Here is a 26,374-nt window from a genome sequence, read left to right on the forward strand (position 1 = left end):
TCCGCTATGATAAGTAGATGCTAGACGGTTTTATTCCTTACGACTGCTTCAGGAGATCGCCCATGCATATACTTATTACAGGTGCTACCGGACTTATCGGTCGTCATTTGACCAAAAGCCTGTTATTGCAGTCCCACACCATTACTGTGGTTAGCCGCAGCATTGAAAAAGCCAGATTGCTGTTTGGCGATAGTGCCCGCTATATCAATGGGCTGGATAGTCTGAAAAATCTCGATGATTTCGATGCGGTAATCAATCTGGCAGGTGAACCCATTGCAGATAAACGCTGGACAACGGTACAGAAAAGACGACTGTGCAACAGTCGCTGGCAATTAACCGCCCATCTCAGCAAGCTATTTATCGATAGTCATACGCCTCCATCGGTGTTTATTTCCGGCTCTGCCGTTGGTTATTACGGCGATCAGGGCCAAAGCGTAGTCACCGAAGACGAAATGCCTCATCCGGAATTTACTCATACTCTCTGTCAGCGTTGGGAAGAGGAAGCCCTGTTGGCAAAAAGCGATCGCACCCGGGTTTGTCTGCTGCGCACTGGTATAGTGTTATCAACCGAAGGCGGAGCGCTGGCCAAAATGTTACCCATATTTAAAATAGGTCTCGGTGGTCCATTAGGATCAGGTCTGCAATATATGCCCTGGATTCACATTAACGATATGGTGAATGCCATCCTGTTTTTACTGACTACTCCTAAGCTGGAAGGCCCATATAATATGGTTTCTCCTTATCCGGTACATAATGAACTATTTACCGACCTTCTGGCTTCAGCCATCGACAGGCCGCATTTCTTCCGCACTCCGGCATTTGTTATTCGCTTACTGATGGGGGAATCGGCAGTATTGGTACTGGGTGGTCAACATGCATTGCCAAAACGGCTGGAAGAAGCGGGATATCGTTTTGAGTTTACTGACTTAGAAAAGGCGTTTGAGAATTTGTTTCCAAAGGATTAATCATCGAGGAATAAATATCGTTCATCCCCAGAGGTTAACCAACACCTATAAGCCTGTTCTGGCGCTTATAGGTGTTCGGGTCTGGTGTTTAGTTTATGGGTATTGGTTATTCATCTCAGGCGCTTTTAGTGCGACGCTCGGCAATAAAAGACACCAGGAATATTGCACCAATCAGGTCAAAGAACCCCATCGCAATAAACAGTGGATTAAAGCCTATCTTATCGGCGGTAACACCGATTAATAATGAGAACAGAAAACTGGCGATCCATGCGGCTGAACCCCGCATACCATTAACCGTTGCCATCTGGCCTTTATCAAAAGAGTCCACCACCAGCGCACTCAACATACAAGAAATGATTTGGTGACCAAAACCACCGATAGAGATCAATACAATAGCGATGTAGGGATCTTTCGTTACCGCCACCAAAGCCAGAGAAAGCATCATAAAGGCACCAGTAACAGAACTGGCCACTACGGAGTTGGTACGTGAGCAGCCAAACCAGCGAGCATACAGCTTAGTCAGATAACCACTGGCGACACTGCCCAGATCCGCCGCTAAAAATGGCAGCCAGGCAAACATAGCAATCTGTTTTAAGTCCATACCCCCGCTCATTAGCAAGATACAGAGGAACCCAAAAGCTTAGTACTGCCCAGGCTGGTTCTGCCATAAATGCCGGTATGGCAATACCATAAAAACGCTTGTTTTTTGACACGGTCTTCAACGCAGTAAAGAACGGTAATTTCACCGCTGGCGCTTCGTTATCTTGTTTGATGAATGCCAGCTCTTCTTTACTCAAATTCGGATGTTGCTCAGGGTTGTGATAGAACAACCACCAAAGAATAACCCACACCATCGCCAGAATACCGGTAAACATAAATGCACCCTGCCAGCCAAAAGAGGCATGTGCAAAATAGATAATAGGCGGAGCCAGCATTGCACCAATAGAGAAGCCGACCCCGGCCCAACCGGCTGCAACCGGACGCTCCTTTTTAGGAAACCACTCTCCAATGGTTTTGGCGTTAGCTGGCGTGGCTGCCGCTTCAGCACCGCCCATCATAAAACGTAAAATAGCTAATTGTAGCCAGCTTCCCGCTCCGGCATGCATCATACAAACAATTGACCAGACAATCGCACATACCAGGAAGCCCAACTTCAGGCCTATCACATCAATTAACCAGCCGCATATTGGCTGGAAAACCGTGTAAGCTAACTGAAATGCACCAACAATCCATGAGTATTGCTCAGTGGTAATACCCAAACTGTTTTTTAACTCCGGCGCCAAAATACCAAGTGAGTTACGGGTAATGTAGTTAACAGTGACTCCCATCAAAAACAGTACCAATACCCACCAACGCAGGTTGCGGATAGTTCGCGTGGCCTTCACTGTGGTCACATCCTGATTTATTTCAGAACTCATGTTGATCTTCTCCTTGCCGAGATAATAATCAGCGCTGGTATGACAACCCTCCGGCGGTCACTCTCTTTAACCATCTGATTAATGATTTTTTATTTAAATTTTTTACGTAGAAAAGCTAAAAGCAATTCGACAAATCGACAAATCGACAAATCGACAAATCGACAAATCGAGCCTAAATGAGTTATAAATCAACCAATAGCAGATTTGCTGCAATTATTTTCATCAGACTGAAATAATCGAATAAACATTTAGTTAAACAGCATTGAGAATGGCGAACGCTAACAGATGAAAATTTTTTCATTTACAAAATGGGCATAGATCACAGAATGAGTAAAAAGCTAAAAATAAGCGAAATTGCTGCTCAAACCGGGTTGTCTATCAGTACGGTTTCAAGAGTATTAGCAGGCAAAGCCAATACCAGTGAAGCGGCAAAACAACGGATTCTGGCTTGCGCGCAGCAGAATGGTGTACTGCAAGGAATGGCTGCAGGACGCTTATTACTCAATAATCTGATGGTATTTGCCCCTCAGAGGGCCTTTGATGAGCGTCTGGATGTTTTCTATTACCGTGTAATTCAGGGCATCAGCAAAGCGTTGAGTGCCCATGAAGTACGGTTACGCTATTGCGCACTGGAAGAGCTGGATAGCGATACCAACCTGTTTCTGACAAAAATGAATGAACCTGATACCGAAGCGGTGATTCTGCTGGGTATTGACGATCCCCATATTCATGATTTGGCGGTGGACTTAGCTAAGCCATGCGTTTTGATAAACTGCCGCGACCGCAAAATGCGCCTGCCAGGCGTTTCCCCTGACAATCAGCTTATTGGTGAGTATGCCGCAAGCTACCTGTTCGAACTGGGTCATAAATCGGTGGTTAATCTGCTGTGCCTGCGACGTCATACCATGGAGTTGCGCCTTGCCGGAATTCGGGATGCCTGGGAAGCCCATAATCTTGCTTTTGATGACGATCGGCATCTGATAACCGCACAAAGCTTTAGCGCCAAAGAAAGCGAACAGCTAATCAGTGATTTTCTTGCTGTGACGCCACGGGATAAATTACCCAGCGCGTTACTGGTGGGAGGGGATTTTATGGCGGCAGGCGCCGTTAGTGCGCTGCAAAAAGCAGGATTGCGGGTTCCTAATGACATTTCGGTGATGAGTATTGATGGCTTCAACCTTGCTGCCATCCATGATGTTCCATTGACCTCTGTTCACGTTCCGCGCGATCAGCTGGGCGAAGAAGCAGTACATATTCTTCAACAGCGTCTGATTCGCCCACAGGCTCCTGTCGGTAACTTATTGCTAAACGGCACGCTGGTCATTCGTGAATCGGTACGCCGCATTCGTCCAAATAAAAGCCATACGGAAGTACGTAACAACGGGTTGTATGATGAGTAAAAGGTTGATGGTTATTTCAGCGTTCTGAAATAACCATCAATATTGGAAAAAGTCATTGGTTGTCTTATGGTTTACTGCCCTGCCAACGCTCAAACAGATCCTGTTCTAACTGAATATCAAGCTGGTCCAACACCCGGTTTACCGTTTGATCAACGATATCCTGCACGCTTTGAGGCCGATGATAAAATGCCGGGGCCGGAGGCATAATCACTGCACCCAGTTCCGCAGCCTGCGTCATTAAACGCAAATGTCCAAGATGCAATGGCGTTTCCCGCACGCACAATACCAGCGGTTTACGCTCTTTTAGCGTCACATCCGCAGCCCGGCTTAATAAATCATCGGTGTAACTATTTACGATAGCCGACAGGGTTTTCATCGAACATGGCAAAATCACCATACCGTGACAGCGAAACGAACCGGAAGAAACCGAAGCGGCAATATCCCGCACATCATGAACCACAGAGGCCAATGAGGTAACATCACGCAAACTATAATCCGTTTCCATCGCCAACGTCTGACGGGCAGCATTACTGACAATCAAATGGGTTTCAACTTCCGCACAACTTTGCAGAACCTGTAGCAGGCGGACACCATAGATTGCACCACTGGCGCCGGAAATACCAACAATCAAACGTTTCATAAGAAAACTCTTCGCATTCGCTGAATAATGACAGGACTTTGCCGTAATCAGGATACTTTATCAATCAGAATCCTATTGGGTAATAACCCTGATGAATAAAAAATGCCGCACTGAAACATCAGCACAGCATTTCAGACTGATAACAAAGTCATATGATTCAGTTTTATATTAGTTTTGTTTTTTAGCATAGCCAATCGGAGGGAGAGATTGCCGTTGGGGTCGTAGCAGCTTTAGCTGCCGGAGCGCCCCTAGGGAATCTAGGCCCGACACGCTCTACAGCTAAGTACAGATGGTCTTCCGACCGAGCACGAAAGTGATTTGAGCAATATCGTTTTTACGGTCGGAATATTCACAGATACTGATTATTAGGTTTGCCAGCAGCCTCAAATGCCGCACTGAAACATCAGCACGGCATTTTCGACGTTCAATCACTAATAGCTGCCAATCTACCCTTCGTTATACATCTCCAGATTCTCGGCATTATGATGGTCGACGTCAGCCTTAGCATCATCATTACGCAGAGTATCCAGATAATCGAGGTAGTTTTGGTCGATATCCCGTGTGACATATATACCATCGAATACTGAGCTCTCAAATTTCTCAATATCATGATTATCTTCACGCACAGCTTCAACCAGATCGTCCAGATTCTGGAAAATTAACGCATCCGCACCGATGATTTGATTAATTTCTGCCACTTCCCGGCCGTGAGCGATTAACTCATTGGCAGTTGGCATATCAATACCATAAACGTTAGGGAAACGTACTTCAGGTGCTGCCGACGCCAGATAGACCTTTTTAGCGCCAGCTTCACGGGCCATTTCCACAATCTGTTCTGAGGTGGTACCGCGCACAATGGAATCATCCACCAACAGCACATTCTTATCACGAAACTCGGCGCGGTTTGCGTTAAGCTTACGGCGAACCGACTGTTTACGTGCCTGCTGACCCGGCATAATAAATGTCCGGCCCACATAGCGATTTTTCACAAAACCCTGACGGTAAGGCTTATCAAGAATACGGGCAATTTCCAGAGCGATATCACAAGAGGTTTCCGGAATAGGAATCACGACATCGATATCCAAATCGTCCCACTCACGAGCAATTTTCTCACCCAGCTTTTTACCCATACGAACACGAGCGCTGTATACGGAAATCTTGTCGATAAAAGAGTCCGGACGGGCAAAATAAACATATTCAAACAGGCAAGGATGACTTTGCGGATTATCGGCGCACTGTTGAGTAAACATTTGCCCCTGTTCCGACACGTAGATAGCCTCTCCCGGCTCTACATCACGCAGGAACTCAAAGCCCAGGGTATCTAACGCCACGCTCTCAGAAGCAACCATATACTCGATACGGCCGTCTGTCAGTTTACGTTTGCCAATCACTAATGGTCGAATGCCATTAGGATCGCGAAATGCCAGCATGCCGTGACCAATAATCATTGCCACACAGGCGTAAGCGCCGCGGATTAATTTATGGGTATTACGAACCGAAGTAAAAATATCTTCAGGCGTTAACGGATAGTGGCGGAAGTTATCCAGCTCGCTGGCCAGAATATTCAACAGCACTTCAGAATCGGAGGTGGTGTTAATGTGGCGACGCGCCACTTCAAACATCTTATGCTTCAATTCATGGGCATTGGTCAAATTACCATTGTGCGCCAGAGAGATACCATAAGGAGAGTTAACGTAAAACGGTTGAGCTTCGGAAGCACTGGAACCACCGGCGGTGGGATAACGAACATGTCCGATACCCATATTCCCCTGCAGGCGATGCATATGCCGCATCTCAAACACGTCTTTTACCAGACCGTTGGCTTTTCTTAAGCGAAAATTGTTATTTTCATCAATAGTAACAATACCCGCTGCATCCTGCCCACGGTGCTGAAGCACCGTGAGCGCATCATAGATGGATTGGTTGACTGGTGTAAAACCAACAATACCGACAATACCGCACATGCTGTCTTTTCCTCATCAGTATCACCCCACGTCCACCCTGACGAAAATGTCTATTGCGTAACGTGAGGCAAGAAACTCGACGAACTTTGCAAGTAGTCAAAGAACCACTTGATAATATGACTAAATTGCGGGATCAACTGGGACTGTACCCAGTCTGTACTTTGAGAAAACGATGTAAATGAATCAAGGAAAAACAGTAACGCCGCCACAATTAGCACGCCTCTTAAAGCACCAAAACAGATGCCCAAAACGCGGTCCGTGCCGGAAAGTCCGGTATGTTTAACCAGGGAACCTATTACATAGTTAACAATAGCACCCACAATCAATGTCGCAATAAATAGCGCGGCGATAGCAATTCCATTACGTACCAACTCATCCTGAAACTGCGTAAAATAGACTGTCAGGTAAGGGTAAAATTGGCTGGCTACAAAAAATGCCGCTACCCAGGTTACCAATGACAACGCTTCACGAACGAATCCCCGAATCAGGCTAACCAGCACTGAAAAAACAATGATGCCGATAATGGCATAGTCAACCCAGTTCAACATATGTACATCCATGTATTCATAATGTGGTACTTCATAAAATCAGCCTATGTAAATGCTACGCCGTCTGATTTGCAGCGCATTCTAACAGAAAAAGAAAACGTTTGCGTATCGTTTTTCCACTTAAGCAAACGTTATCGTCCGGTACTATATGCTTTAACTTGTCCGCTAAGACCCGTCAGTCGATGTAAATCTGATAGTGATGCTTCAAGCTTCTGTTTTGAAGGATCGGGCCCCACCACTAAACGGGTAATCTGCCCCTGAACCGGCGTGGCCGGGATCGTATACACTCGGTAACCAGATAAACGCAAAGTAGCAACTAACTCATTCACCTTATCGGCATTTTTAAATGCGCCAAGCTGAACGATATAGGCCTGACCAACCGGTGGCTTTTCTACTGGTTTAGCTGGCTCCGTCGGTTTAACCGTTGGTTTAGCTTCCGGTTTAGGATCTGCTGGCTTCACCGTCGGTTTTGGCTCCGGCTTAGGCTCTGGTTTTGGTTCAGGCTTCGGCTCGGGTTTCACTTCTGGCTTTTGAGTCGGTGGTACGACTTCCGGAGGTAACGTTGCCCCACCATTATCTGTCGCCTGTGGTGGCGGCGTTATAACACCCGGTTCAGAACCACTGGTCGTGTCTGGTGCGGTAGCCCCGGTATTCACCGGAGGTAAATTGTGATTTACCGAAGGCAGAATCTCTGTGTTTTGATCGTCTCCCTCTTTAGGTACCAGAGGAATCGAAGCAAACTCATCTTCATAATGTTTTTTCTTACCATCAAACAGGCTGGGAATAACAATGACCCCAATGGCGACAATAATCACTGCCCCCACCAGCCGGTTCTGAAATTGACTAGCCATCCTGTTCTCCTGTGCATGACTCCAGCGCTTCCATCACGTGTGCAACCGTGTGGAAGGAACCACAGACAATAATGGTGTCCTGACTACCAGCATCCTGCAGCGCCTGATTCCAGGCCTGCTTAACATCAGAAAAGATACGTGGTTGCGGTAAATATTGCGCCAGCTGTTCTGCTGTTGCGCCACGCGGCCCTTCCAGAGGAGCGCAATACCATATATCCACTTGAGGTTTTAGTAATGCCAGAGTGCCTTCAATATCTTTATCCGACAACATGCCAACGACTGCGTATACCTTTCCACCCCGCTCAGGCAATGCCGCCAAACGCTCGGCTAAATAGCTTGCAGCATGAGGGTTATGGGCCACATCAAGAATTCTTAGCGGTGACTGACCAATCGTCTGGAAACGGCCCGGCAGTGTCGCTTGCTGTAGCGCCTGATGAATTGCATCCTCTCCCAGATTCAGCGAAGAGTAATGCAGGGCCGCTAATGCAGTAGCCGCATTCGCTAATGGTATATTGGGTAATGGTAACGAACTGAGTTGTTCCCCATTCGCCTGCCAGCTCCAGCTATCTCCCGCAGGATTCACACTGAATGACCACTCATGACCACGTCGGTAGAGAGGTGCATTAAGCTGATGAGCCACATCAGCAATGCTTTGTGGCATCTCAGGTTCGCCAACTACAGCCGGATGTTCTGAGCGGAAAATGCCGGCTTTTTCACGACCAATACTTTCACGATCGAAACCCAACCAGTCAGTATGGTCCAGAGCAATACTGGTAACAACAGCCACGTCAGCATCAACAATGTTTGTTGCATCAAGACGACCACCCAGCCCAACTTCCAGAATAACCACATCCAGTTTGGCTTGCTTAAACAGCTGAAACGCTGAAAGCGTGCCAAACTCAAAATAGGTCAGCGAAGTTTCACCCCTTCCCTGTTCAATCAGGGAAAAAGCCTGAGTGTGGTCATTTTCCGTCAGTTCCTGTCCCTGAATTCGTACTCGTTCAGTATAACGAATCAAATGGGGGGAACTGTAAACGCCTACGCGATAGCCTTCGGCCATCAAAATCATTTCCAACATTCGGCAAGTCGTACCTTTGCCGTTAGTTCCGGCAACGGTAAACACATAGGGGGCAGGCTTAAGCAGGTCAAGACGCTCGGCTACAGAACGAACCCGTTCCAGCCCTAATTCGATAGCCTTGCTATGCAAGTGCTCGAGATAATAAAGCCACGAGGCAAGAGGCGACGTGGCTTGTGGTATTTCCAGATCTTTCATGATTCCCGTTCACTTAGCTACGGTATTGTTTTGCACAAACCGGCCAAAAGGCCGGATTGTGCAATATCATTAGTAAATCGCCGTTCAGAGTTACTCTTCCGCGTCTTGCGCGGGCTCTGAAGGTTCGCCCTGAGTTTCACCTTCATGAGGCAGAGGCTTACCGGTCATTTTTGCCAGCAGGCCAGCTAAACGCTGACGCATTTCAGGACGACGGACAATCATATCAATTGCCCCTTTCTCAATCAGGAACTCACTACGCTGGAAGCCCGGTGGTAACTTTTCACGTACGGTTTGTTCAATAACCCGCGGGCCGGCAAAACCAATCAATGCTTTTGGCTCTGCTACGTTGATATCGCCCAGCATTGCCAGACTGGCAGAAACACCGCCCATCGTTGGGTCAGTTAATACTGAAATATAAGGTAAACCGCGCTCTTGCATTTTTGCTAATGCTGCGCTGGTTTTTGCCATCTGCATCAGAGAAAACAGTGCTTCCTGCATACGGGCACCGCCGCTGGCAGAGAAACAGATCAGTGGGCAATTATCTTCCAGTGCCTGCTCAACACCGCGAACAAAACGGGCGCCAACCACTGATGCCATTGAACCGCCCATAAAAGAGAATTCAAATGATGCAACCACAACCGGCATCCCGTACAGGGTGCCTTTCATTACGATAAGCGCATCTTTTTCATCTGTCTCTTTCTGAGCTGCGGACAAACGATCTTTATACTTTTTAGAGTCTTTAAATTTCAGCAGATCTTTAGGTTCAAGTTCACTGCCGAGCTCAACTTCGCTGCCTTTATCCAGGAAGCTATGCAAACGTACCCGAGCACCCATACGCATATGGTGATCGCACTTAGGACAAACATCCAGATTACGATCCAGTTCAGCGCGGTAAAGCACCTGACCACAGCTGTCACACTTGGTCCAAACCCCTTCAGGGATGCTAGCTTTGCGCGTCGGAGCGCTGCTCTTACTTAGAATTCTTTCAATCCAGCTCATTGATGACCTTTCTGTTTAAACCGAGCATAGTGCTGGTCTGTTATTCAGACGGATATCTTCCCGTGATAATGACAGTCACTGTCTGACACAGGTATATGACACAAATAATCGCCCATTAAACCATAACGCTCCGATAGAGTGGACTAAAAACTTATCGGAACCCTTTATTCTGTATAGCAAAAATCATAACAACATGAATTATTGGATGTTTTTATTTTTTGCTGCCGCGCGGCGATGACGAATAACTTCGATCACCCCCGGCATTACGGAAATAATAATAATCGCTACGATTAATAATTTTAAATTATCTTGCACAATCTTTAAATCGCCAAAAATATATCCTGCATAGGTGAACAGCACAACCCAGACCACTGCACCAATAATATTATAAGCGGCAAAATGACGATAGCTCATATGCCCCATACCGGCAACGAACGGCGCAAATGTCCTGACGATCGGAACAAATCGAGCCAGGATAATGGTTTTTCCACCGTGACGCTCATAAAACTCGTGGGTTTTCACCAGATAGCTTCTGCGAAATATTTTAGAGTCAGGGTTTCTAAATAGTTGTTCACCAAACAGTTTACCAATGGTGTAGTTTACCGCATCACCTAAAATAGCGGCGGTAATCATCAATGCCACCATGGCATGAACATTAATATCATTTCCCGGCAACGCCGATAGCGCACCAGCGACAAATAGCAGCGAATCCCCTGGCAAGAACGGTGTTACCACTAAACCGGTCTCGCAAAACAGAATCAAAAACAGGATGCCATACACCCACATACCGTAATTTTCAAAAATCTGTGCTAAATGCACATCGATATGGAGAATGAAATCAATTAAATAAGTAATGTAATCCATAGCAGGTGTTAATCATCCACAAAGGTTGTTATCTAAAAAAAGCGGGCCTAAGGGTAAGTCGGGTAATTCAAAGCGTTCCGGGTAATCCACGGCCACTAAATACAGACCTTCCGCTTTTGCCGTTGCGGCGGCCAACGTACGATCTTTGGCTGCCAGTAATTCAGCTATCCAGTGTTCATCCTGATTGCCACAACCCACTTCCAACAGGCTGCCAACAATATTTCTCACCATATGATGCACAAACGCATTGGCCTTTATATCTACCACTACATAAGCCCCCTGTCGTGTAACATTTAAATGATTTACATTTCGCCAGGGAGTCCGTGACTGGCACTGTACTGCCCGAAAGGAAGTAAAGTCATTTTCCCCTAACAGATACTGACCGGCACGATGCATACGCGTTTCGTCCAGCGGTAAATGAAAATGGGTAACACCACTGCTTAAAATGGCGGGACGAAAACGATGGTTATAAATAATATAGCGGTAACGTCGCGCCGTTGCACTGAAACGAGCATGAAAATCCTCATCAACCCGTTTAACCCAACGTACAGCAATATTCTTTGGTAGGTTGGCATTCACTCCCATGGTCCAGGCAACATCCTGACGTTGGACATCAGTTTCAAAATGAACAACCTGCCCGGTCGCATGTACGCCAGCATCGGTACGACCAGCACAAAAAACGGATATTGGCTGGTTAGCCACTTGAGTTAATGCCTGTTCCAAATGCCCCTGTACGCTGGCAACTTCCTGTTGACGCTGCCAACCGTAATAGGCACTACCATCATATTCTATGCCTAATGCAACCTTGGTTTTGCCCGCCTCTGACATCAGTAAAAATACTCCTGAGTCAGGCTCTCCGCCGTTTTAACCATCATCAATGCACCGCCAAAACGGATATTGTCAGCCACTGACCAGAACTGGATCTGTTCAGGAATGCCATAGTCGTTACGCAAACAACCAACGCTCAAGTGTGGATTGCCTGTCGCATCACCAACCTGCGTCGGGTAATCATCATTCTCGCTCAGTTGAATATCTTCAGCATTAGAGAGTTCATCGTAAGCTTCTTCAGCGGATACCGGACGTAATCCTTCCATATGTACCACTTGCGCATTACCGTAGAATACCGGAGATTGAATACAAGAAATGGAAATCGCCAGTCCCTCATCCTGCAATACCTTACGGGTTTCATCCACCATACGACGCTCTTCTCGGACGCTTCCCTCTGAATCAGGTAATAACGGCAGCAGGTTAAACGCCAACTGCTTGTTAAAGAATCCCTCTTCTACCGGCAAACCGTTTAGCAGACGCGCACTCTGACCAGCCAGATCGTCAACTGCCGCTTTACCGTGTGCAGAAGCTGATAGCATGGTAGTAACCTGAAGTCGGGAAAGCCCGGCAGCTTCAGAAAGCGGTTTGATAGCCGTCAGTAACTGACTGGTTAAACTATCCGCTACGGCAACAATATTACGATTACGATACTCCGCCAGCGCATGATTATTTACCCCAGGCACCACTAAAGGCACTTCTGGCTCAAGAGAAAACACGCCGCTGTTATCAATCACCAGGCATCCACTGTTTGCCGCCTCATCCGCATAGCGCACCGCCGCTTCAGCACCGGCAACAAAGAAAGCCAATTGAGCCTGTGACCAGTCAAATTCAGCTGCATTCTGTACCACAATACTTTTACCATTAAAGCGCAGCGTTTCACCGGCTGTACGTTCACTGGCTAAAAGATACAGTTCTCCTACGGGGAAATTGCGTTCCTGTAACAGCTCAAGCAGGGCTTCACCTACTGCTCCTGTCGCCCCAAGTACCGCAACTTGCCAACCATCAGTCATGCTGAATTCTCCAAATCGTTACATGTATGCACATCACAACACGCCCCGTCTTCTCTTTGAGAAGAAAGCGCATGTCATGAAATCATTTTAAATCAGGTGTTATCGATATCTGACGCTAAAACCAAGCTGCTGAAGCTGAGTGGCAGTATCAACATTGTCACACTCAACGGTCAGAGAGGACCACTCTCTGCGTTCGACATACTCTTTACGTAAACGGTCAAACTCACCGCGCTGGCCTGCCACTTTTCTCAGTGGCGCATCATCACGGCGCACATCATACACCAGATGCACTAATCGTTTTAGCCTGTGTTCGTCTAATTCACCATTAAAAGTGATATGGTTGAATTCTGCCTGAGGTAATAGTGAAGAGAGCTCAATACTTTTCGGCTGCCCCATATATTCACTCAATGCATGATAAATTTGAGTCGTACCGCGAGCCTTACCTTCCAGTGAATAACCCGCTATGTGTGGAGTACCAATATCTACTTGTGCCAATAATGGCAGCAATAAATCAGGTTCAGGTTCCCAGACGTCAAGAATGGTACTCAACTGCTTTCCTTTTTCCAGCGCTCGCAGTAAAGCAATATTATCCACCACGGCACCGCGGCTGGCATTAATCAAAATACGTCCGGGAGCCATGGCGGCCAGCACTGACTCATCCACCATATGGAAGGTTTTATCCTCACCATCTTTATGCAAAGGGGTGTGGAAAGTTAAAATATCCGCCTGTTGCACCAGCGTTTCCAGCGGTAAAAAATCCGTGTTTTTTTCTTTACGAGCGCGTGGTGGATCGCATAACAGCGTTCGGATCCCTAACGCTTTTAAACGATTATTTAATCGTGAGCCAACGTTACCAACGCCAACAATACCAACGGTTTTATCTCTGAGTTGAAAACCATCACGTTCAGCCAGCATTAACAAGGAAGAGAAAACGTATTCAACCACCGCAATCGCATTGCACCCCGGCGCCCCCGAGAAGCCAATGCCATGTTGTTTAAGCCAGATATCATCAACATGGTCAGTACCCGCTGTTGCTGTACCCACAAAGCGAATCTGAGAACCACTTAGCAGCTCACCATTAACTTTGGTAACGGAACGCACCATCAGCACATCGGCATCCGCTAAGCGCTCCGTGTTTAACTGCCGTCCGGCAACCAAACTTACCTCTCCCAACTGCCCGAAAAGTTCACGAGCATAAGGCATATTTTCATCAGCCAAAATTTTCACGTTATTTTCTCTTATCTGTTCCACATGAGCAGAAATCGTTGGTTTGGATTGAAGGCTATCCATAATAAAACATGGCAACATCCCCTGGGAATCACTATTATTAGCTGCTTTGCCGGTTATGGGTATCCCTGATATCACTATATTTGCCATATTGTCAGTCAGACAATCCAGAACAATGTAATGAAGAATACCCTGAATGTATATGCTATTTCCCCGATTGCAGGGATATCAGATAGAAACAGTGATGGAGTGATTATGAAACGTGCAGTGGTTGTTTTTAGTGGTGGTCAGGACTCTACAACCTGCCTGATTCAGGCACTGACACAATACGACGAAGTTCATTGCGTCACCTTCGATTACGGTCAACGTCATCAGGCTGAAATTGATGTTGCCAGAACGCTGGCCAAACAGCTCGGCGCTACCGCCCATAAAGTGCTGGATACAGGCTTATTAAATCAATTGGCTATCAGTAGCTTAACCCGTGACAATATTCCTGTTCCTACCAGTGTGGATGATGGTGTTCCTAATACCTTTGTCCCCGGTAGAAATATCCTGTTTCTGACGCTTGCAGCCATTTATGCCTATCAAATCAAAGCGCAGACCGTGATAACTGGCGTATGCGAAACTGATTTTTCCGGCTACCCAGACTGTCGTGATGAGTTTGTTAAAGCATTAAATCATGCGGTTGCGTTAGGCATGGACTCTCCGGTGAAATTTGAAACGCCATTGATGTGGCTGGATAAAGCTGAAACCTGGGCATTGGCCGATTATTACGGCAAACTGGCGCTAATCCGCCACCAAACCCTGACCTGCTACAACGGTATTCAGGGGGATGGCTGTGGTGAATGCCCGGCCTGCCATTTACGTGCAAATGGCTTAAAAACTTATCAGGATAATCGCCAGCAGGTCATGGCACAGCTGAAAGGCAAACTGACGTTAAGTTAAGTTTTTTGATAAACACCACGCCATTCTGGCGTGGTGTCATTATGTTACTTCATCGTCGTTTATCAGAACTCAGAGCTTCAGACGCGTTAAGTTACGTTCAATGGTTGCAGCACCAATACCGGGCACTTCCTGAAGCTGTTCAATGCTGGCAAAAGGTCCATGCTGCTCCCGATAGTTCACAATACTCTGCGCTTTTTTCAACCCTATGCCTAACATCACTTCTGCCAACTGCTCCGCCGTTGCCTGATTAATACTGACCTGAGTATTTTCTGATGCTTTCTTCCCTTTACCGGGCGTTACCGCCTCCGGCATTGGTGCGGTTACTACCGATGTGGGGGGAGTGCTCTCTTTCACTGGTGCTTTATCGGCAAAGACCGAACCGCTAAATGGTAGCAACAATGCACCGAGAAACAGGCAGTGGCGTAAGGTCAGAACGGATTCTTTCATATGCATATCCTTTGGTTATTAAACTGCGCCTTATGGTCACAGCCACAACAGATTGCACGACCCGATGATCTAGTTAAATCCGGGGTTTTCAGATATGCAAAAGGCCGCGAAAGCGGCCTTTAATTATGATGAGACGTTACATATAAATGCGATGCATGCCGCACCGATTACTGTATGTTGGCTAAATCACCCATTTTGATTTTTGCCTGTTGGCGCAGGTTGCTGATCAGAGCATCCAGTACCACACTGCTATCCTGATTAGCCATTTGAGCACTAAATGCTTTTAATGATGCCGCATCCATCTGACCTGGGTGAACCGCATCCAGTGCAACTAAAACAATGTTGTCATTCTTGTCGCTGGATACGCCGTAGGATGGTTTACCCTCTTTCGGCAACGGTAGCGCAAATACGCTCTCGGCCAGTTGGGCATCATCAGACATACGGGTAATCACTTTCTTGTCGCCAAACTTAACTTTGGCAGCCTGAAGTGCTTCATCGCCTTTGTCGGTTTTCAGCGCGGCAACCAGTTGGTCTGCTTGCTCACGCGCCATTTTGATGACGTTCTGACGTTTCAGCAACTCGGTAATATCCGCAGAGACTTCTTCAAACGGCTGTACGGCTTCCGGACGATGTTCAACAATACGCAGAACAAATGCGCGGTCCCCTTCTACCGTGATCAAATCAGAGTTAGGGCCCGGAGCACCTTTCACACCAAACAGATCGCCACTGAATATCTCCTGAACCACTTCAGGATAAGCCAGCTCTTTCGGCATGTTGTCGCGAGACAACCAACCGCTTTCTACCGCTTTCAAACCCGATGCTTTTTCTGCTGCATCCAGAGACAAATTATTGCTGGTTGCGCCATCCATTATCTTGGTCTGAATATCTTCAAACTTGTTATAAGACTTATCCTGTAACAGGTTTTTAGTAATTTCAGCTTTCACTTCTTCCAGAGGTTTCTCTTTTGCAGCCTGAATATCGTTCAGACGAACAATCAGATAGCCCATATCAGAGTGAATGACATCCGACAGTTGGCCTTTTTCAGTTAATTTTGCTTTAGCAATATCATCAGGCACAGCAGCGGCTGCTAACCAGCCTAATTCACCGCCTTTAGCTCCGGAATCTTTTTCCAGTGATTTCTCTTTGGCTAATGCGGCAAAATCACCGCCATTTTTCAGCTGTGCTAATACATCTTTCGCATCACTCTCTTTAGACAGCACGATAATGCTGTAACTGGAGCGCGGTGCCTGAATATATAACGGCTTGTTCTTGGCATAGAAATCGGCAACTTCCTGATCGCTGACTTTGATATCGTCTGTCAGTTTCGCCGCATCTACTTCAATATATTTAACCCGAGCCATTTCTGGTGCAGTAAAGCGACTCTTATTCTGATCGTAGAATGCTTTAACTTGCTCCGCTGTCGGGGTAACTTCAGGCTTGGCTTCCAGCGCTTTCATATCGATACTGGCAACACGAATATCACGCTGTTGTTGAATCAATGCCACAACAGATTCAGTTTCAGCCGGCAGAGAGAAATTAGTTCCGGCAAATGCCGCTAACAGTTGCTGACTTAGCAATTGCTTACGCGTCATTTCTGCATATTGTTCAGGGGCAATCTGGAAACGATTTAATAAGTCACGATACTTACTGTTATCAAACTTACCATCAGTAGCAAATTCAGGAGATGTCTGAATAGAAACTTTAACCTGATCGTCACCAATCGCCATACCAATTTTGGCTGCGTATTGGTCAAGTAACAGATCGTTAATCATGCGGTTAAGCACCTGCTGACGCATTTGCTTCACGTATGCTTCATTGCCAGCCAGTTGAGAGAACTGTTCGCCAAGCTGTTGTTGTAAACGAGCACGTTCATTCATGACCGACTGCTCAAACCGGGCGCGATCAATTTCTTGTCCGTTTACTTCGGCAACGTAAGAGTTTGAACCGCCAACCAGGTAACTACCCACGCCGGTTAAAACAAACGATAGCATAATCAAAGCAAGGATAACTTTAAGCACGACACTATTCGAGGCCGCGCGTAGATTGTCCATCATAGGGTGACAACTCTCCGCTGTAATAGGGCTAAACCATGAAACATAGATATGGTTGACCGCCATCTGACGATTTACCAACGGGTCTATATGTTTAATGCCAGAATTGCTGCTTATCTGACAGATGGCTATAAGTTTATATTAACCTTCAAAAAAAGGCGTAAAAAAAGCGCATCATTTGATGCGCCTCTATTCTATCAGTTCATTGCCTTAAGGTAATACCTTACATGGCAAAAACCCAAAAAATCTTAGTTAACGGCGTCTTTCAGCGCTTTACCTGCGCGGAATGCCGGAACTTTTGCTGCTGCAATTTTGATTTCTTTGCCAGTTTGTGGGTTACGGCCAGTACGGGCAGCACGCTCACGAACAACAAATGAACCAAAACCAACCAGAGAAACTTGATCGCCATTTTTCAGCGCGTCAGTTACTGCATCAATGATTGCGTCTAATGAGCGGCCAGCTGCAGCCTTGGAAATATCTGCTCCCGCAGCAATTTGGTCGATCAGTTGTGATTTGTTCACTATAAAATCCCCTTTACGATAAATTGTCGTCCCTGATCATCGATAGGGATACGACGCCACTGCTGTTATATCAAGCAAAACAAGCGATAGCAAGTCAGCCTGCGCACTAATTTAACGGTACATAAAAAAAGTGGCAAGAGAGAAATCCCTTGCCAGCCCTAGTTTTATCAAGAATATTTGCTCTACATCACTTTTTTGATGCTTTTGCCGTCGCCGCTGGCTTCTTTACCGCCACTGGCGCAGCGCCAAACGGTGGATTCTGTAGCGCAAGCGTCAGCACTTCTTCGATGCGTTCTACCGGATGAATGTCCAGATCGGCAATCACGTTTTCAGGAATATCTTCCAGATCGCGTTTATTTTCTGCCGGGATCAGCACAGTCTTAATTCCACCACGGTGAGCAGCCAGTAACTTCTCTTTCAGGCCACCAATTGGCAGAACCTGACCGCGCAATGTAATCTCACCGGTCATGGCAACATCTGCACGCACCGGATTCCCGGTTAAGCAAGAAACCAACGCAGTACACATAGCGGTACCGGCGCTTGGGCCATCTTTTGGTGTAGCGCCTTCCGGTACGTGAACGTGGATATCACGTTTTTCGTAAAAATCACCGTTAATACCCAGTTTCTCGGCACGAGCACGTACTACCGTAAGCGCAGCCTGAATAGACTCTTGCATAACTTCACCTAATGAACCGGTGTAAGTCAGCTTACCTTTACCCGGAACGCAGGCAGTTTCAATCGTCAGTAAGTCACCGCCTACTTCGGTCCATGCCAGTCCGGTTACCTGACCTACGCGGTTTTCATTATCCGCACGACCATAGTCAAAACGCTGAACGCCCAGAAACTCTTTCAGATTATCCGCATTCACCGTAATGTGTTTCACGCTCTTATTCATCAGCAAGGTTTTAACTGCCTTACGACAAACTTTAGAGATTTCACGCTCTAAGCTACGAACGCCAGCCTCACGGGTGTAATAGCGAATCATCGAAACAATCGCTGAATCATCTAGCGTTAACTCACCTTTCTTCAGCGCATTACGCTCAAGCTGTTTCGGTAACAGATGCTGTTTAGCGATATTTAACTTTTCATCTTCGGTATAACCCGACAGACGAATCACTTCCATACGGTCCAACAGTGGCGCAGGAATGTTCATGGAGTTAGATGTCGCAACAAACATAACGTCAGACAGATCATAATCCACTTCCAGATAGTGATCGTTAAACGCCACGTTTTGCTCCGGATCCAGAACCTCTAACAGCGCTGAAGCCGGGTCGCCGCGCATGTCGGAAGACATCTTGTCGATCTCGTCCAACAGGAACAGCGGGTTTTTCACCCCAACCTTGGCCATTTTTTGAATCAGTTTGCCCGGCATTGAACCAATATAGGTACGACGGTGGCCACGAATCTCAGCCTCATCACGCACGCCACCCAGTGCCATACGCACATATTTACGCCCTGTCGCATTGGCGATGGACTGGCCCAGTGAGGTTTTACCCACGCCCGGTGGTCCAACTAAGCAAAGGATTGGCCCTTTAATTTTGCTGACCCGGCTCTGAACCGCTAAATACTCAAGGATACGATCTTTCACCCGATCAAGACCGTAGTGATCGGTATCCAGAATCTCTTGCGCTTTGTTCAGATCTTTTTTCACTTTGCTGCGGGAATTCCATGGAACCTGAAGCATCCACTCGATATAACCGCGTACCACCGTGGCTTCAGCAGACATCGGAGACATCATCTTCAGCTTCTGCAATTCAGCTTCGGTTTTCTCTCGCGCATCTTTTGGCATTTTCGCTGCTTCAATTTTGCGCTTAAGCGTTTCTATCTCATCTGGCGCATCGTCCATTTCGCCCAGCTCTTTCTGAATGGCTTTCATTTGCTCATTCAGATAGTACTCACGCTGGCTTTTTTCCATCTGCTTTTTAACGCGATTACGGATACGTTTCTCAACCTGTAACAGGTCGATTTCAGACTCCATCATCGCCATCAGGAATTCCAGACGTTCACCAACATCCACCATTTCCAGCACGGTTTGCTTGTCACTCAGCTTCAGAGACATATGTGCAGCGATGGTATCCGCCAGACGAGCAGGATCTTCGATTCCGTTCAGAGAAGTCAGTACTTCCGGTGGAATCTTTTTGTTTAACTTAATGTAACCATCAAACTGATTGATAGCGGTGCGGATAAGAACTTCCTGCTCCTGCTCATCAATACTGGCACTCGGCATATATTCTGCCTGTGCAGAGAAATGCTCACCGTTATCGGCCAGCATAGTAATACGAGCACGCTGTAATCCCTCGACCAGTACTTTTACTGTACCGTCAGGCAGTTTCAGCATTTGTAAAATAGAGGCAACGGTTCCCACCGAAAACAGATCGTTAACACCAGGATCATCCATGGTGGCGTCTTTCTGCGCGACCATCAGAACCTTTTTATCCTGATCCATCGCCGCCTCAAGGCAACGAATAGACTTCTCCCTTCCAACAAACAGTGGAATAACCATGTGTGGATAAACCACTACGTCTCTTAAGGGCAGCGCAGGGATTTCAATGCGTTCGGAACGCTCAGCATTCATAGAGCTCTCTCTTTGTTCGTTTTCCGCCAACTGAAAACATTAACGGAAATGGGGGGATACGTTATTAACGTAGTACATGAAAGAGTATATGGGGACTATTCAATTACATTCAACGGTAGATAAAGATAAAAAAACAGGAGGATATTATCCCCCTGCTTTTTTTGCTGCTTACAACGCCATTTTCAATCTTATTTTATTGATCACTGGCGGTGGTTTTATCGGTTACTCACCTGACGCCTGAGCTTCAGCCTGGCTGTAGATCAGGAGTGGATCGGTATTATTTTCAATAACCGAAGCATCAATCACCACTTTATCAACGTTTTCCATGGAAGGAATATCGTACATGGTGTTAAGCAATGCCGCTTCCACAATTGAACGCAGACCACGAGCACCGGTTTTGCGTGACATGGCTTTTTTAGCAATAGCTTCCAGCGCTTCATCACGGAATTCCAGCTCAACGTTCTCAAGGTGGAATAACGCCTGATACTGCTTGGTTAACGCATTTTTAGGCTCTTTCAGAATCTGAATCAGCGCTTGCTCATCCAGCTCACCTAGCGTAGCCACTACCGGCAGACGACCGATAAACTCAGGAATCAAACCGTATTTGATCAAATCGCCCGGTTCAACCTGTTTAAACAGTTCGCCTTCAGTTGCTTTATCAGACGCTTTTTTCACCGTTGCACCAAAGCCAATACCGGTGCCGGTTTCAATACGCATGCCGATAACTTTATCCAGCCCGGCAAATGCACCGCCGCAGATAAACAGAATCTTAGAGGTATCTACCTGTAAGAACTCTTGCTGTGGATGCTTACGTCCACCCTGTGGAGGAACAGCCGCAATGGTACCTTCAATCAGTTTCAACAGCGCTTGCTGTACGCCTTCACCGGAAACATCACGGGTAATAGACGGGTTGTCTGATTTACGGGAAATCTTATCGATTTCATCGATATAAACGATACCACGTTGAGCTTTCTCAACATCGTAATCACATTTTTGCAGCAGCTTTTGAATGATGTTTTCAACATCTTCACCCACATAGCCCGCTTCCGTTAATGTGGTTGCATCCGCCATGGTGAATGGCACATCCAGAAAACGTGCCAGCGTTTCCGCCAGTAATGTTTTACCGCTGCCCGTTGGGCCAATCAGCAAAATATTACTTTTACCTAATTCAACTTCCTGGCTGCTATCGCTATTGCGTAAACGCTTATAGTGATTGTAAACCGCAACTGCCAGAACCTTTTTAGCCTGCTCTTGCCCAATCACATAATCGTCAAGATGCTGACGAATTTCGTGTGGTGTAGGCAGTGCATTGCGCTCTCTGTGTGGGATTAATTCTTTAATCTCTTCGCGAATAATATCGTTACATAAGTCGACACATTCATCGCAGATATACACTGACGGACCAGCGATTAACTTGCGAACTTCGTGCTGGCTTTTACCACAGAAGGTGCAGTACAGCAGCTTTCCTGAACCGTCTTTGCCCTTATCTGTCATCAGTAAACCTCATAAATTTAAACTTTCTTGGTGCATCCTGCTTCACTTTCCCTGACGCATGCCGGTATTCGGCAGCTATTGCCGCCTACCTGTTTGTATAAGTGTAGGCGCTAAATAGACTCAATGTCAGGGATAATGATTATACCCTTGAGGTAACGATCTCATCGATCAAACCGTATTCTAACGCTTCCTGAGCGGACAGGAATCTGTCACGATCGGTATCACGTTCGATATCTTCAAGTGGCTTTCCGCTATGATGGGACATCAGCTGATTCATTTTAGCTTTGATCTTCAGGATCTCTTCTGCGTGAATCTGAATGTCTGAAGCCTGCCCTCTGTAGCCACCTAACGGTTGGTGAATCATCACGCGAGCATTTGGTAAACATAAACGTTTGCCTGCTGCGCCAGCCGTCAACAGGAATGCACCCATTGAACAAGCCTGACCTAAACACATGGTGCTAACATCCGGCTTAATAAACTGCATGGTGTCATAAATAGACATACCAGAAGTAATTACGCCACCCGGTGAGTTGATATACATGAAAATATCTTTTTCCGGGTTTTCAGCTTCCAGAAACAGTAACTGAGCCACAATCAGATTAGCCATATGGTCTTCAATCTGACCGTTAAGGAAAACAATACGCTCCTTTAACAGACGAGAGAAAATATCGTAAGAACGCTCTCCCCGGGAAGTCTGCTCAACCACCATTGGTACTAACGCCATGTGAGGTGCCATAGGCTGTTCCATATCTGATGAAAAATTATCTAACTTGCCACTGTAGGACATTGGGGTCTCCTGATAGAAAAATGGCCCGGAAACAGAGCCTCCGAGCCATATTTGCAGAAGAATAGCGACTAAGTCAACTTTCTGTCTGCTCTCAAAGCATTATCATGCAGCTGGAGTCTGATTCATTAGCTCGCTGAATGACATGGCTTTCTCAGTTACTTTAGCGTTAGCCAGCAGTGTTTCTACTGCTTCTTCTTCCATAGCAACGTTGCGCATGTTGTTCATCAGTTCGCTGTTCTTATTATAGAACTCAATTACTTCTTGTGGATCTTCATACGCAGAAGCCATTTCTTCAATCAGTGCATTAACGCGAGTCTGGTCAGCTTTCAGTTCATTCTTACGAATCACTTCACCTAACAGTAAACCCACGACAACGCGACGTTTAGCTTGCTCTTCGAACAGTTCGCGAGGTAATTCCATTGCTTGCTGTTGGTTGCCACCAAAACGTTGTGCAGCCTGTTGACGCAGTACGTCGATTTCACCATCAACCAGTGAAGCAGGAACATCAACTTCATTAGTTTTGATCAGACCGTCGATAACCTGAGTCTTAACGCGGTTACGGATAGCGCCTTTCAGCTCACGTTCCATATTCTTACGAACTTCCGCTTTTAAGCCGTCCAGCGTACCGTCAGCAACGCCAAAGCGAGAAATAAACTCTGGGGTAAATTCTGGCAGTTCACGTTCTTCCACTTTCTTCAGAACGATAGCAAACTTAGCCGCTTTACCTTTCAGGTTTTCTGCATGGTAGTCGTCAGGGAAGTTAACGTCGATAGTAAACTCTTCACCTTTCTTATGACCCACGATGCCTTCTTCAAAGCCTGGGATCATACGGCCCTGGCCCATGGCCAGAACGAAATCAGATGCTTTACCACCTTCGAACTCTTCACCGTCAATAGAACCGGTGAAATCAACCGTTACGCGATCTTCAGCTTTAGCCTGGTCGTCAATCTCTTTCCAGGTAGCTTGCTGCTTGCGTAAAGTATCCAGCATAGTCTCAACGTCAGCGTCGCCCACGTTAACCACTGGTTTTTCAACTTCGATGGTGTTTAAATCTTTCAGTTCTACTTCCGGATATACTTCAAACTCTACTGCATAGTTGAAGTCTTCACCCAGCTTGTATTCGCCCGGTACATATTTCGGTGCGCCAGCCGGATTGATTTTTTCTTTGATGATGGCATCAATGAAATGACGCTGCATCAGTTCACCCAGCACGTCCTGGCGCGCAGAAGCACCATAACGCTGAGCGATAATGTTCATTGGTACTTTTCCTTTACGGAAGCCGTCGATACGTACTTTCTTGGCAATATCTACCAGCTCTTTTTTTACTGCTTCTTCAATCACGTCAGCCGCAACAGCGATTGATAGACGGCGCCCTAGGCCTTGAGTTGTTTCAACGGAAACTTGCATCTTGTTACCTCAAAAAATCACAGTGCTCGGTCAACTCCAGAAGCGATTTTCAATCTTGCACCAGGCAAATTTGAAAACGTTTCTTAAGACCGGGACGGCCGCGCTTACGGTACCCTATCCCTTATTGTCGGAAGCATCCCGAATAAAGTCCGGAAAATTAGACGCAGCATTATAGCCGCGCATTGATGATGAGTCGAGAAAAGAGAGGGAGTTAGTACCAGATAAATCGTGATTCAGTTCCCGAAACTTTACCCAACTGATGGTTATTACCCTATTTTTATGGATATCAGACCCGATTTTCATCCTGATTCATCACGATGAAAAACGACTACCGCCACGACATTCGGGTGAATCTGGCACGGAATCCTGCTGTTTTTGCCATTCGTCAGGCGTATAGGTATGTAAAGCCAGCGCATGAATCGGCTGTTGCATCTCTTGTTCTAACAGCTGATAAATCATACGGTGACGAGCCAACAGACGCTGACCAGCAAAGCTATCAGAAACAATCACCACTTTAAAATGGCTCTCTGAACCCGCAGGCACATTATGTTGATAACTTTCATTGACCACTTCAATAAACAGCGGCTTCAATACGGCTAATTTTTGTTTAATAACTTCTTGTATCATCTGGTCATCCAACTTATCTCTTGTTGATTTATAGCTGTTTTTGAGTTTTGCCTTTTTATCATCAGTGCAATTAAAGTACATCATTAGCAATTTTGCCTGTCATACGCTGTACTTTCTCTGATTTTATCCGGTAACAGGAAAAACCAGCATAATGCTCTTTTCCTCAACCGTTGCAACAATAGGGTTGACTTGCCAGTCTACCGTTAGCTCAAAGTCGGAGCCGTTATCATAAGGCTGTAGCGGCTCCCAATTACGCAAATAACATGTCGCCACACCACCATCATCAATATGGGTAATCTGTATAAAAAATACCTGCCTGGAAACATGATGGCCTTGATGAACAGCATAACCCAACAAGGTTCTACATTGGCCAGAGCTGAAAATAGACCACTGACCATCTTTAACTGTCATATCACGATTTAAACTAATACCTTCAATTGCATAAATATGACCACTTTCACTTTCCACCACATTATCAAGATCTAAAACATACTTTCCTGTGTTGTTACCATCAAGATAGAGTGCATAACAACAACTGTTCAATACCCGTTCGGGAGAACAAAGGGTACGTAAATTTGCTGGCAACGCCAGTCTGGCTTCTAAAATAGCGCCACTGTTTAATTGGTAGCTTAGCTTTTCCGGAATTGAGGCAGGCACTAATTCGGGTAGTAACCATATTCCTCTGAATTCACGTAACATAACCTTTGTACCCAGCGTTAAAGATTCAAGCAATAAAGGCATTGATTTAGGGGAATTAACCAGTTGCAAATAACGTTTAGTTAATTCCGGCGCATCAAAAAAATATAAACATTTATCCGATTCACTATAAATGACCCAACGTTGATTTTCGCGGGCGTCCATCATTGCGATACGATACTGACCCTCAGCCAAATCTATCCACTCAGAAGAAATATCCTGAATTAATGCCCCATCACGCAGCAAATAAGTGAAATACTCAGGCCCACCCATAGCAATTTCACCCCAGGATACTTGTCTGTCATCCTCGACGATTCTGTTTTGACTGTTCATGTCCGGATTGAAATCAGAGGCTAAACGCCGGGTCGTATGGTTAAGTGATAACGCTTCCTTTATTTCAGGCAGCGCATAGAACTTTTGCAGTAATAACGATGTACCAACTGCCGCAATCAAAGAAAGAATTATGCCAACAAAAGAAAAGCAAAAGATGATGCCACATAACGCAACGATGAATGGTAGCCAGTTTAAATATCGATAACCTTTCACCACTATTTTACTCATCCATTTAGACATAATTACTCATCCGTTTATTTTGACGCTATATGTCAACATATGGCTTACTGACATCTGGACAAACGATCGGCCCACCTCAGTACCCTATTTACTCCGAGAATCAATAAAAACACATTAACCTGTCGGATATTATCATTTCCCCTCTTCCCCATCACCAGAGCAATGATATGATAAGCGTCGGTCTTATTTGTACCACGGTTTATCTCGGCAGTATGATTAACAATGCAGGTGACTAAACCAACTCACAAGCCGCTCTGACCTCTG

The 26,374-nt window shown here is 46.2% G+C and carries 23 protein-coding genes and 1 pseudogene; 4 read left to right on the forward strand and 20 right to left on the reverse strand.

Going from position 1 to position 26,374, the window contains the following annotated elements; genetic code table 11:
* The first annotated feature begins 62 nt into the window (after nucleotides 1-62).
* Nucleotides 63-965 (forward strand): TIGR01777 family oxidoreductase, encoded by a 903-nt coding sequence (locus EKN56_RS06135; protein ID WP_130590994.1) that lies wholly within the window; start codon nucleotides 63-65, stop codon nucleotides 963-965.
* A 115-nt stretch (nucleotides 966-1,080) separates the two neighbouring features.
* Here EKN56_RS06135 and EKN56_RS06140 read toward each other — a convergent pair.
* Nucleotides 1,081-2,383: pseudogene (locus EKN56_RS06140) on the reverse strand (MFS transporter).
* A gap of 326 nt (nucleotides 2,384-2,709) precedes the next feature.
* Between EKN56_RS06140 and EKN56_RS06145 the strand changes: the two are divergent.
* The gene (locus EKN56_RS06145) at nucleotides 2,710-3,783 is read left to right on the forward strand and encodes a LacI family DNA-binding transcriptional regulator (RefSeq protein WP_130590995.1); all 1,074 of its coding nucleotides are present in this window, start codon (nucleotides 2,710-2,712) and stop codon (nucleotides 3,781-3,783) included.
* A 64-nt stretch (nucleotides 3,784-3,847) separates the two neighbouring features.
* On the opposite strand, the gene EKN56_RS06150 is transcribed toward EKN56_RS06145, so the two are convergent.
* The 10 genes from EKN56_RS06150 to pdxB all read right to left on the reverse strand — a co-directional run bounded on the left by EKN56_RS06150 (nucleotide 3,848) and on the right by pdxB (nucleotide 13,987).
* Complete coding sequence (locus EKN56_RS06150) at nucleotides 3,848-4,423, reverse strand: UbiX family flavin prenyltransferase (RefSeq protein WP_130590996.1); 576 nt, start codon at nucleotides 4,421-4,423, stop codon at nucleotides 3,848-3,850.
* A gap of 446 nt (nucleotides 4,424-4,869) precedes the next feature.
* Nucleotides 4,870-6,387 (reverse strand): amidophosphoribosyltransferase, encoded by a 1,518-nt coding sequence (purF, locus tag EKN56_RS06155; protein WP_130590997.1) that lies wholly within the window; start codon nucleotides 6,385-6,387, stop codon nucleotides 4,870-4,872.
* Between the two features lie 50 nt (nucleotides 6,388-6,437).
* Nucleotides 6,438-6,932, reverse strand: a complete 495-nt coding sequence (gene cvpA, locus EKN56_RS06160; protein WP_130593616.1) for a colicin V production protein — start codon at nucleotides 6,930-6,932, stop codon at nucleotides 6,438-6,440.
* A 134-nt stretch (nucleotides 6,933-7,066) separates the two neighbouring features.
* Nucleotides 7,067-7,786, reverse strand: a complete 720-nt coding sequence (gene dedD, locus EKN56_RS06165) for a cell division protein DedD (RefSeq protein ID WP_130590998.1) — start codon at nucleotides 7,784-7,786, stop codon at nucleotides 7,067-7,069.
* Nucleotides 7,779-9,059, reverse strand: a complete 1,281-nt coding sequence (gene folC / locus EKN56_RS06170; RefSeq protein ID WP_130590999.1) for a bifunctional tetrahydrofolate synthase/dihydrofolate synthase — start codon at nucleotides 9,057-9,059, stop codon at nucleotides 7,779-7,781. Before folC ends, dedD begins: the two co-directional genes overlap by 8 nt.
* Before the next feature lie 90 nt (nucleotides 9,060-9,149).
* On the reverse strand, nucleotides 9,150-10,058 hold the full coding sequence (gene accD / locus EKN56_RS06175) for an acetyl-CoA carboxylase, carboxyltransferase subunit beta (protein ID WP_130591000.1): 909 nt from the start codon (nucleotides 10,056-10,058) through the stop codon (nucleotides 9,150-9,152).
* A 198-nt stretch (nucleotides 10,059-10,256) separates the two neighbouring features.
* Entirely contained in the window at nucleotides 10,257-10,922 is a 666-nt protein-coding gene (locus EKN56_RS06180; protein ID WP_130591001.1) for a DedA family protein, read from the reverse strand.
* Between the two features lie 12 nt (nucleotides 10,923-10,934).
* Nucleotides 10,935-11,750 carry a tRNA pseudouridine(38-40) synthase TruA gene (gene truA / locus EKN56_RS06185; protein ID WP_130591002.1) on the reverse strand — a complete coding sequence of 272 codons (816 nt, stop codon included), beginning with the start codon at nucleotides 11,748-11,750 and terminating at the stop codon, nucleotides 10,935-10,937.
* Nucleotides 11,750-12,760, reverse strand: a complete 1,011-nt coding sequence (locus tag EKN56_RS06190; protein WP_130591003.1) for an aspartate-semialdehyde dehydrogenase — start codon at nucleotides 12,758-12,760, stop codon at nucleotides 11,750-11,752. The genes truA and EKN56_RS06190 overlap by 1 nt, the downstream gene beginning before the upstream one ends.
* A gap of 99 nt (nucleotides 12,761-12,859) precedes the next feature.
* Nucleotides 12,860-13,987, reverse strand: a complete 1,128-nt coding sequence (pdxB, locus tag EKN56_RS06195) for a 4-phosphoerythronate dehydrogenase PdxB (protein WP_130593617.1) — start codon at nucleotides 13,985-13,987, stop codon at nucleotides 12,860-12,862.
* Between the two features lie 255 nt (nucleotides 13,988-14,242).
* Here pdxB and queC point away from each other — a divergent pair, with 255 nt between their 5' ends.
* Entirely contained in the window at nucleotides 14,243-14,932 is a 690-nt protein-coding gene (gene queC, locus EKN56_RS06200; RefSeq protein ID WP_130591004.1) for a 7-cyano-7-deazaguanine synthase QueC, read from the forward strand.
* Nucleotides 14,933-15,001: 69 nt separating this feature from the next.
* Here queC and EKN56_RS06205 read toward each other — a convergent pair whose 3' ends face one another.
* The 4 genes from EKN56_RS06205 to lon all read right to left on the reverse strand — a co-directional run bounded on the left by EKN56_RS06205 (nucleotide 15,002) and on the right by lon (nucleotide 20,526).
* Entirely contained in the window at nucleotides 15,002-15,379 is a 378-nt protein-coding gene (locus tag EKN56_RS06205; protein ID WP_246019982.1) for a ComEA family DNA-binding protein, read from the reverse strand.
* Nucleotides 15,380-15,546: 167 nt separating this feature from the next.
* Nucleotides 15,547-17,433: a peptidylprolyl isomerase gene (gene ppiD / locus EKN56_RS06210; RefSeq protein WP_130591006.1), complete on the reverse strand. Its 1,887-nt coding sequence runs from the start codon at nucleotides 17,431-17,433 to the stop codon at nucleotides 15,547-15,549.
* Between the two features lie 245 nt (nucleotides 17,434-17,678).
* Nucleotides 17,679-17,951 (reverse strand): nucleoid-associated protein HU-beta, encoded by a 273-nt coding sequence (hupB, locus tag EKN56_RS06215; protein WP_108901814.1) that lies wholly within the window; start codon nucleotides 17,949-17,951, stop codon nucleotides 17,679-17,681.
* A gap of 187 nt (nucleotides 17,952-18,138) precedes the next feature.
* A complete protein-coding gene (gene lon / locus EKN56_RS06220; RefSeq protein ID WP_168189616.1) occupies nucleotides 18,139-20,526 on the reverse strand; it encodes an endopeptidase La in 2,388 nt (795 codons plus the stop codon).
* Nucleotides 20,527-20,614: 88 nt separating this feature from the next.
* Between lon and EKN56_RS20885 the strand changes: the two genes are divergently transcribed.
* Nucleotides 20,615-20,767, forward strand: a complete 153-nt coding sequence (locus EKN56_RS20885) for a hypothetical protein (protein WP_168189617.1) — start codon at nucleotides 20,615-20,617, stop codon at nucleotides 20,765-20,767.
* Here EKN56_RS20885 and clpX read toward each other — a convergent pair.
* From clpX to EKN56_RS06245, 5 genes are all read right to left on the reverse strand, one after another.
* Nucleotides 20,749-22,020, reverse strand: a complete 1,272-nt coding sequence (gene clpX / locus EKN56_RS06225) for an ATP-dependent protease ATP-binding subunit ClpX (RefSeq protein WP_130591008.1) — start codon at nucleotides 22,018-22,020, stop codon at nucleotides 20,749-20,751. The two genes, EKN56_RS20885 and clpX, sit on opposite strands and share 19 nt — an antisense overlap.
* Before the next feature lie 139 nt (nucleotides 22,021-22,159).
* On the reverse strand, nucleotides 22,160-22,807 hold the full coding sequence (clpP, locus tag EKN56_RS06230) for an ATP-dependent Clp endopeptidase proteolytic subunit ClpP (RefSeq protein ID WP_130591009.1): 648 nt from the start codon (nucleotides 22,805-22,807) through the stop codon (nucleotides 22,160-22,162).
* A gap of 102 nt (nucleotides 22,808-22,909) precedes the next feature.
* The gene (gene tig / locus EKN56_RS06235) at nucleotides 22,910-24,214 is read right to left on the reverse strand and encodes a trigger factor (RefSeq protein ID WP_130591010.1); all 1,305 of its coding nucleotides are present in this window, start codon (nucleotides 24,212-24,214) and stop codon (nucleotides 22,910-22,912) included.
* Nucleotides 24,215-24,526: 312 nt separating this feature from the next.
* The gene (gene bolA, locus EKN56_RS06240; RefSeq protein ID WP_130593618.1) at nucleotides 24,527-24,841 is read right to left on the reverse strand and encodes a transcriptional regulator BolA; all 315 of its coding nucleotides are present in this window, start codon (nucleotides 24,839-24,841) and stop codon (nucleotides 24,527-24,529) included.
* Between the two features lie 123 nt (nucleotides 24,842-24,964).
* The gene (locus EKN56_RS06245; protein WP_130591011.1) at nucleotides 24,965-26,110 is read right to left on the reverse strand and encodes a hypothetical protein; all 1,146 of its coding nucleotides are present in this window, start codon (nucleotides 26,108-26,110) and stop codon (nucleotides 24,965-24,967) included.
* Nucleotides 26,111-26,374: the final 264 nt, after the last annotated feature.

It is taken from the genome of Limnobaculum zhutongyuii (assembly GCF_004295645.1).
Classification (GTDB): Bacteria; Pseudomonadota; Gammaproteobacteria; order Enterobacterales; family Enterobacteriaceae; genus Limnobaculum; species Limnobaculum zhutongyuii.

Bases quoted from the DNA above. Each gene is read 5' to 3' on its own strand.
- EKN56_RS06135 (WP_130590994.1), top strand. From the start codon at position 63: ATGCATATACTTATTACAGGTGCTACCGGACTTATCGGTCGTCATTTG.
- EKN56_RS06145 (WP_130590995.1), top strand. From the start codon at position 2,710: ATGAGTAAAAAGCTAAAAATAAGCGAAATTGCTGCTCAAACCGGGTTG.
- EKN56_RS06150 (WP_130590996.1), bottom strand. From the start codon at position 4,423: ATGAAACGTTTGATTGTTGGTATTTCCGGCGCCAGTGGTGCAATCTAT.
- purF (WP_130590997.1), bottom strand. From the start codon at position 6,387: ATGTGCGGTATTGTCGGTATTGTTGGTTTTACACCAGTCAACCAATCC.
- dedD (WP_130590998.1), bottom strand. From the start codon at position 7,786: ATGGCTAGTCAATTTCAGAACCGGCTGGTGGGGGCAGTGATTATTGTC.
- folC (WP_130590999.1), bottom strand. From the start codon at position 9,059: ATGAAAGATCTGGAAATACCACAAGCCACGTCGCCTCTTGCCTCGTGG.
- accD (WP_130591000.1), bottom strand. From the start codon at position 10,058: ATGAGCTGGATTGAAAGAATTCTAAGTAAGAGCAGCGCTCCGACGCGC.
- EKN56_RS06180 (WP_130591001.1), bottom strand. From the start codon at position 10,922: ATGGATTACATTACTTATTTAATTGATTTCATTCTCCATATCGATGTG.
- truA (WP_130591002.1), bottom strand. From the start codon at position 11,750: ATGTCAGAGGCGGGCAAAACCAAGGTTGCATTAGGCATAGAATATGAT.
- EKN56_RS06190 (WP_130591003.1), bottom strand. From the start codon at position 12,760: ATGACTGATGGTTGGCAAGTTGCGGTACTTGGGGCGACAGGAGCAGTA.
- queC (WP_130591004.1), top strand. From the start codon at position 14,243: ATGAAACGTGCAGTGGTTGTTTTTAGTGGTGGTCAGGACTCTACAACC.
- EKN56_RS06205 (WP_246019982.1), bottom strand. From the start codon at position 15,379: ATGAAAGAATCCGTTCTGACCTTACGCCACTGCCTGTTTCTCGGTGCA.
- ppiD (WP_130591006.1), bottom strand. From the start codon at position 17,433: ATGATGGACAATCTACGCGCGGCCTCGAATAGTGTCGTGCTTAAAGTT.
- lon (WP_168189616.1), bottom strand. From the start codon at position 20,526: ATGAATGCTGAGCGTTCCGAACGCATTGAAATCCCTGCGCTGCCCTTA.
- EKN56_RS20885 (WP_168189617.1), top strand. From the start codon at position 20,615: ATGGGGACTATTCAATTACATTCAACGGTAGATAAAGATAAAAAAACA.
- clpX (WP_130591008.1), bottom strand. From the start codon at position 22,020: ATGACAGATAAGGGCAAAGACGGTTCAGGAAAGCTGCTGTACTGCACC.
- clpP (WP_130591009.1), bottom strand. From the start codon at position 22,807: ATGTCCTACAGTGGCAAGTTAGATAATTTTTCATCAGATATGGAACAG.
- tig (WP_130591010.1), bottom strand. From the start codon at position 24,214: ATGCAAGTTTCCGTTGAAACAACTCAAGGCCTAGGGCGCCGTCTATCA.
- bolA (WP_130593618.1), bottom strand. From the start codon at position 24,841: ATGATACAAGAAGTTATTAAACAAAAATTAGCCGTATTGAAGCCGCTG.
- EKN56_RS06245 (WP_130591011.1), bottom strand. From the start codon at position 26,110: ATGTCTAAATGGATGAGTAAAATAGTGGTGAAAGGTTATCGATATTTA.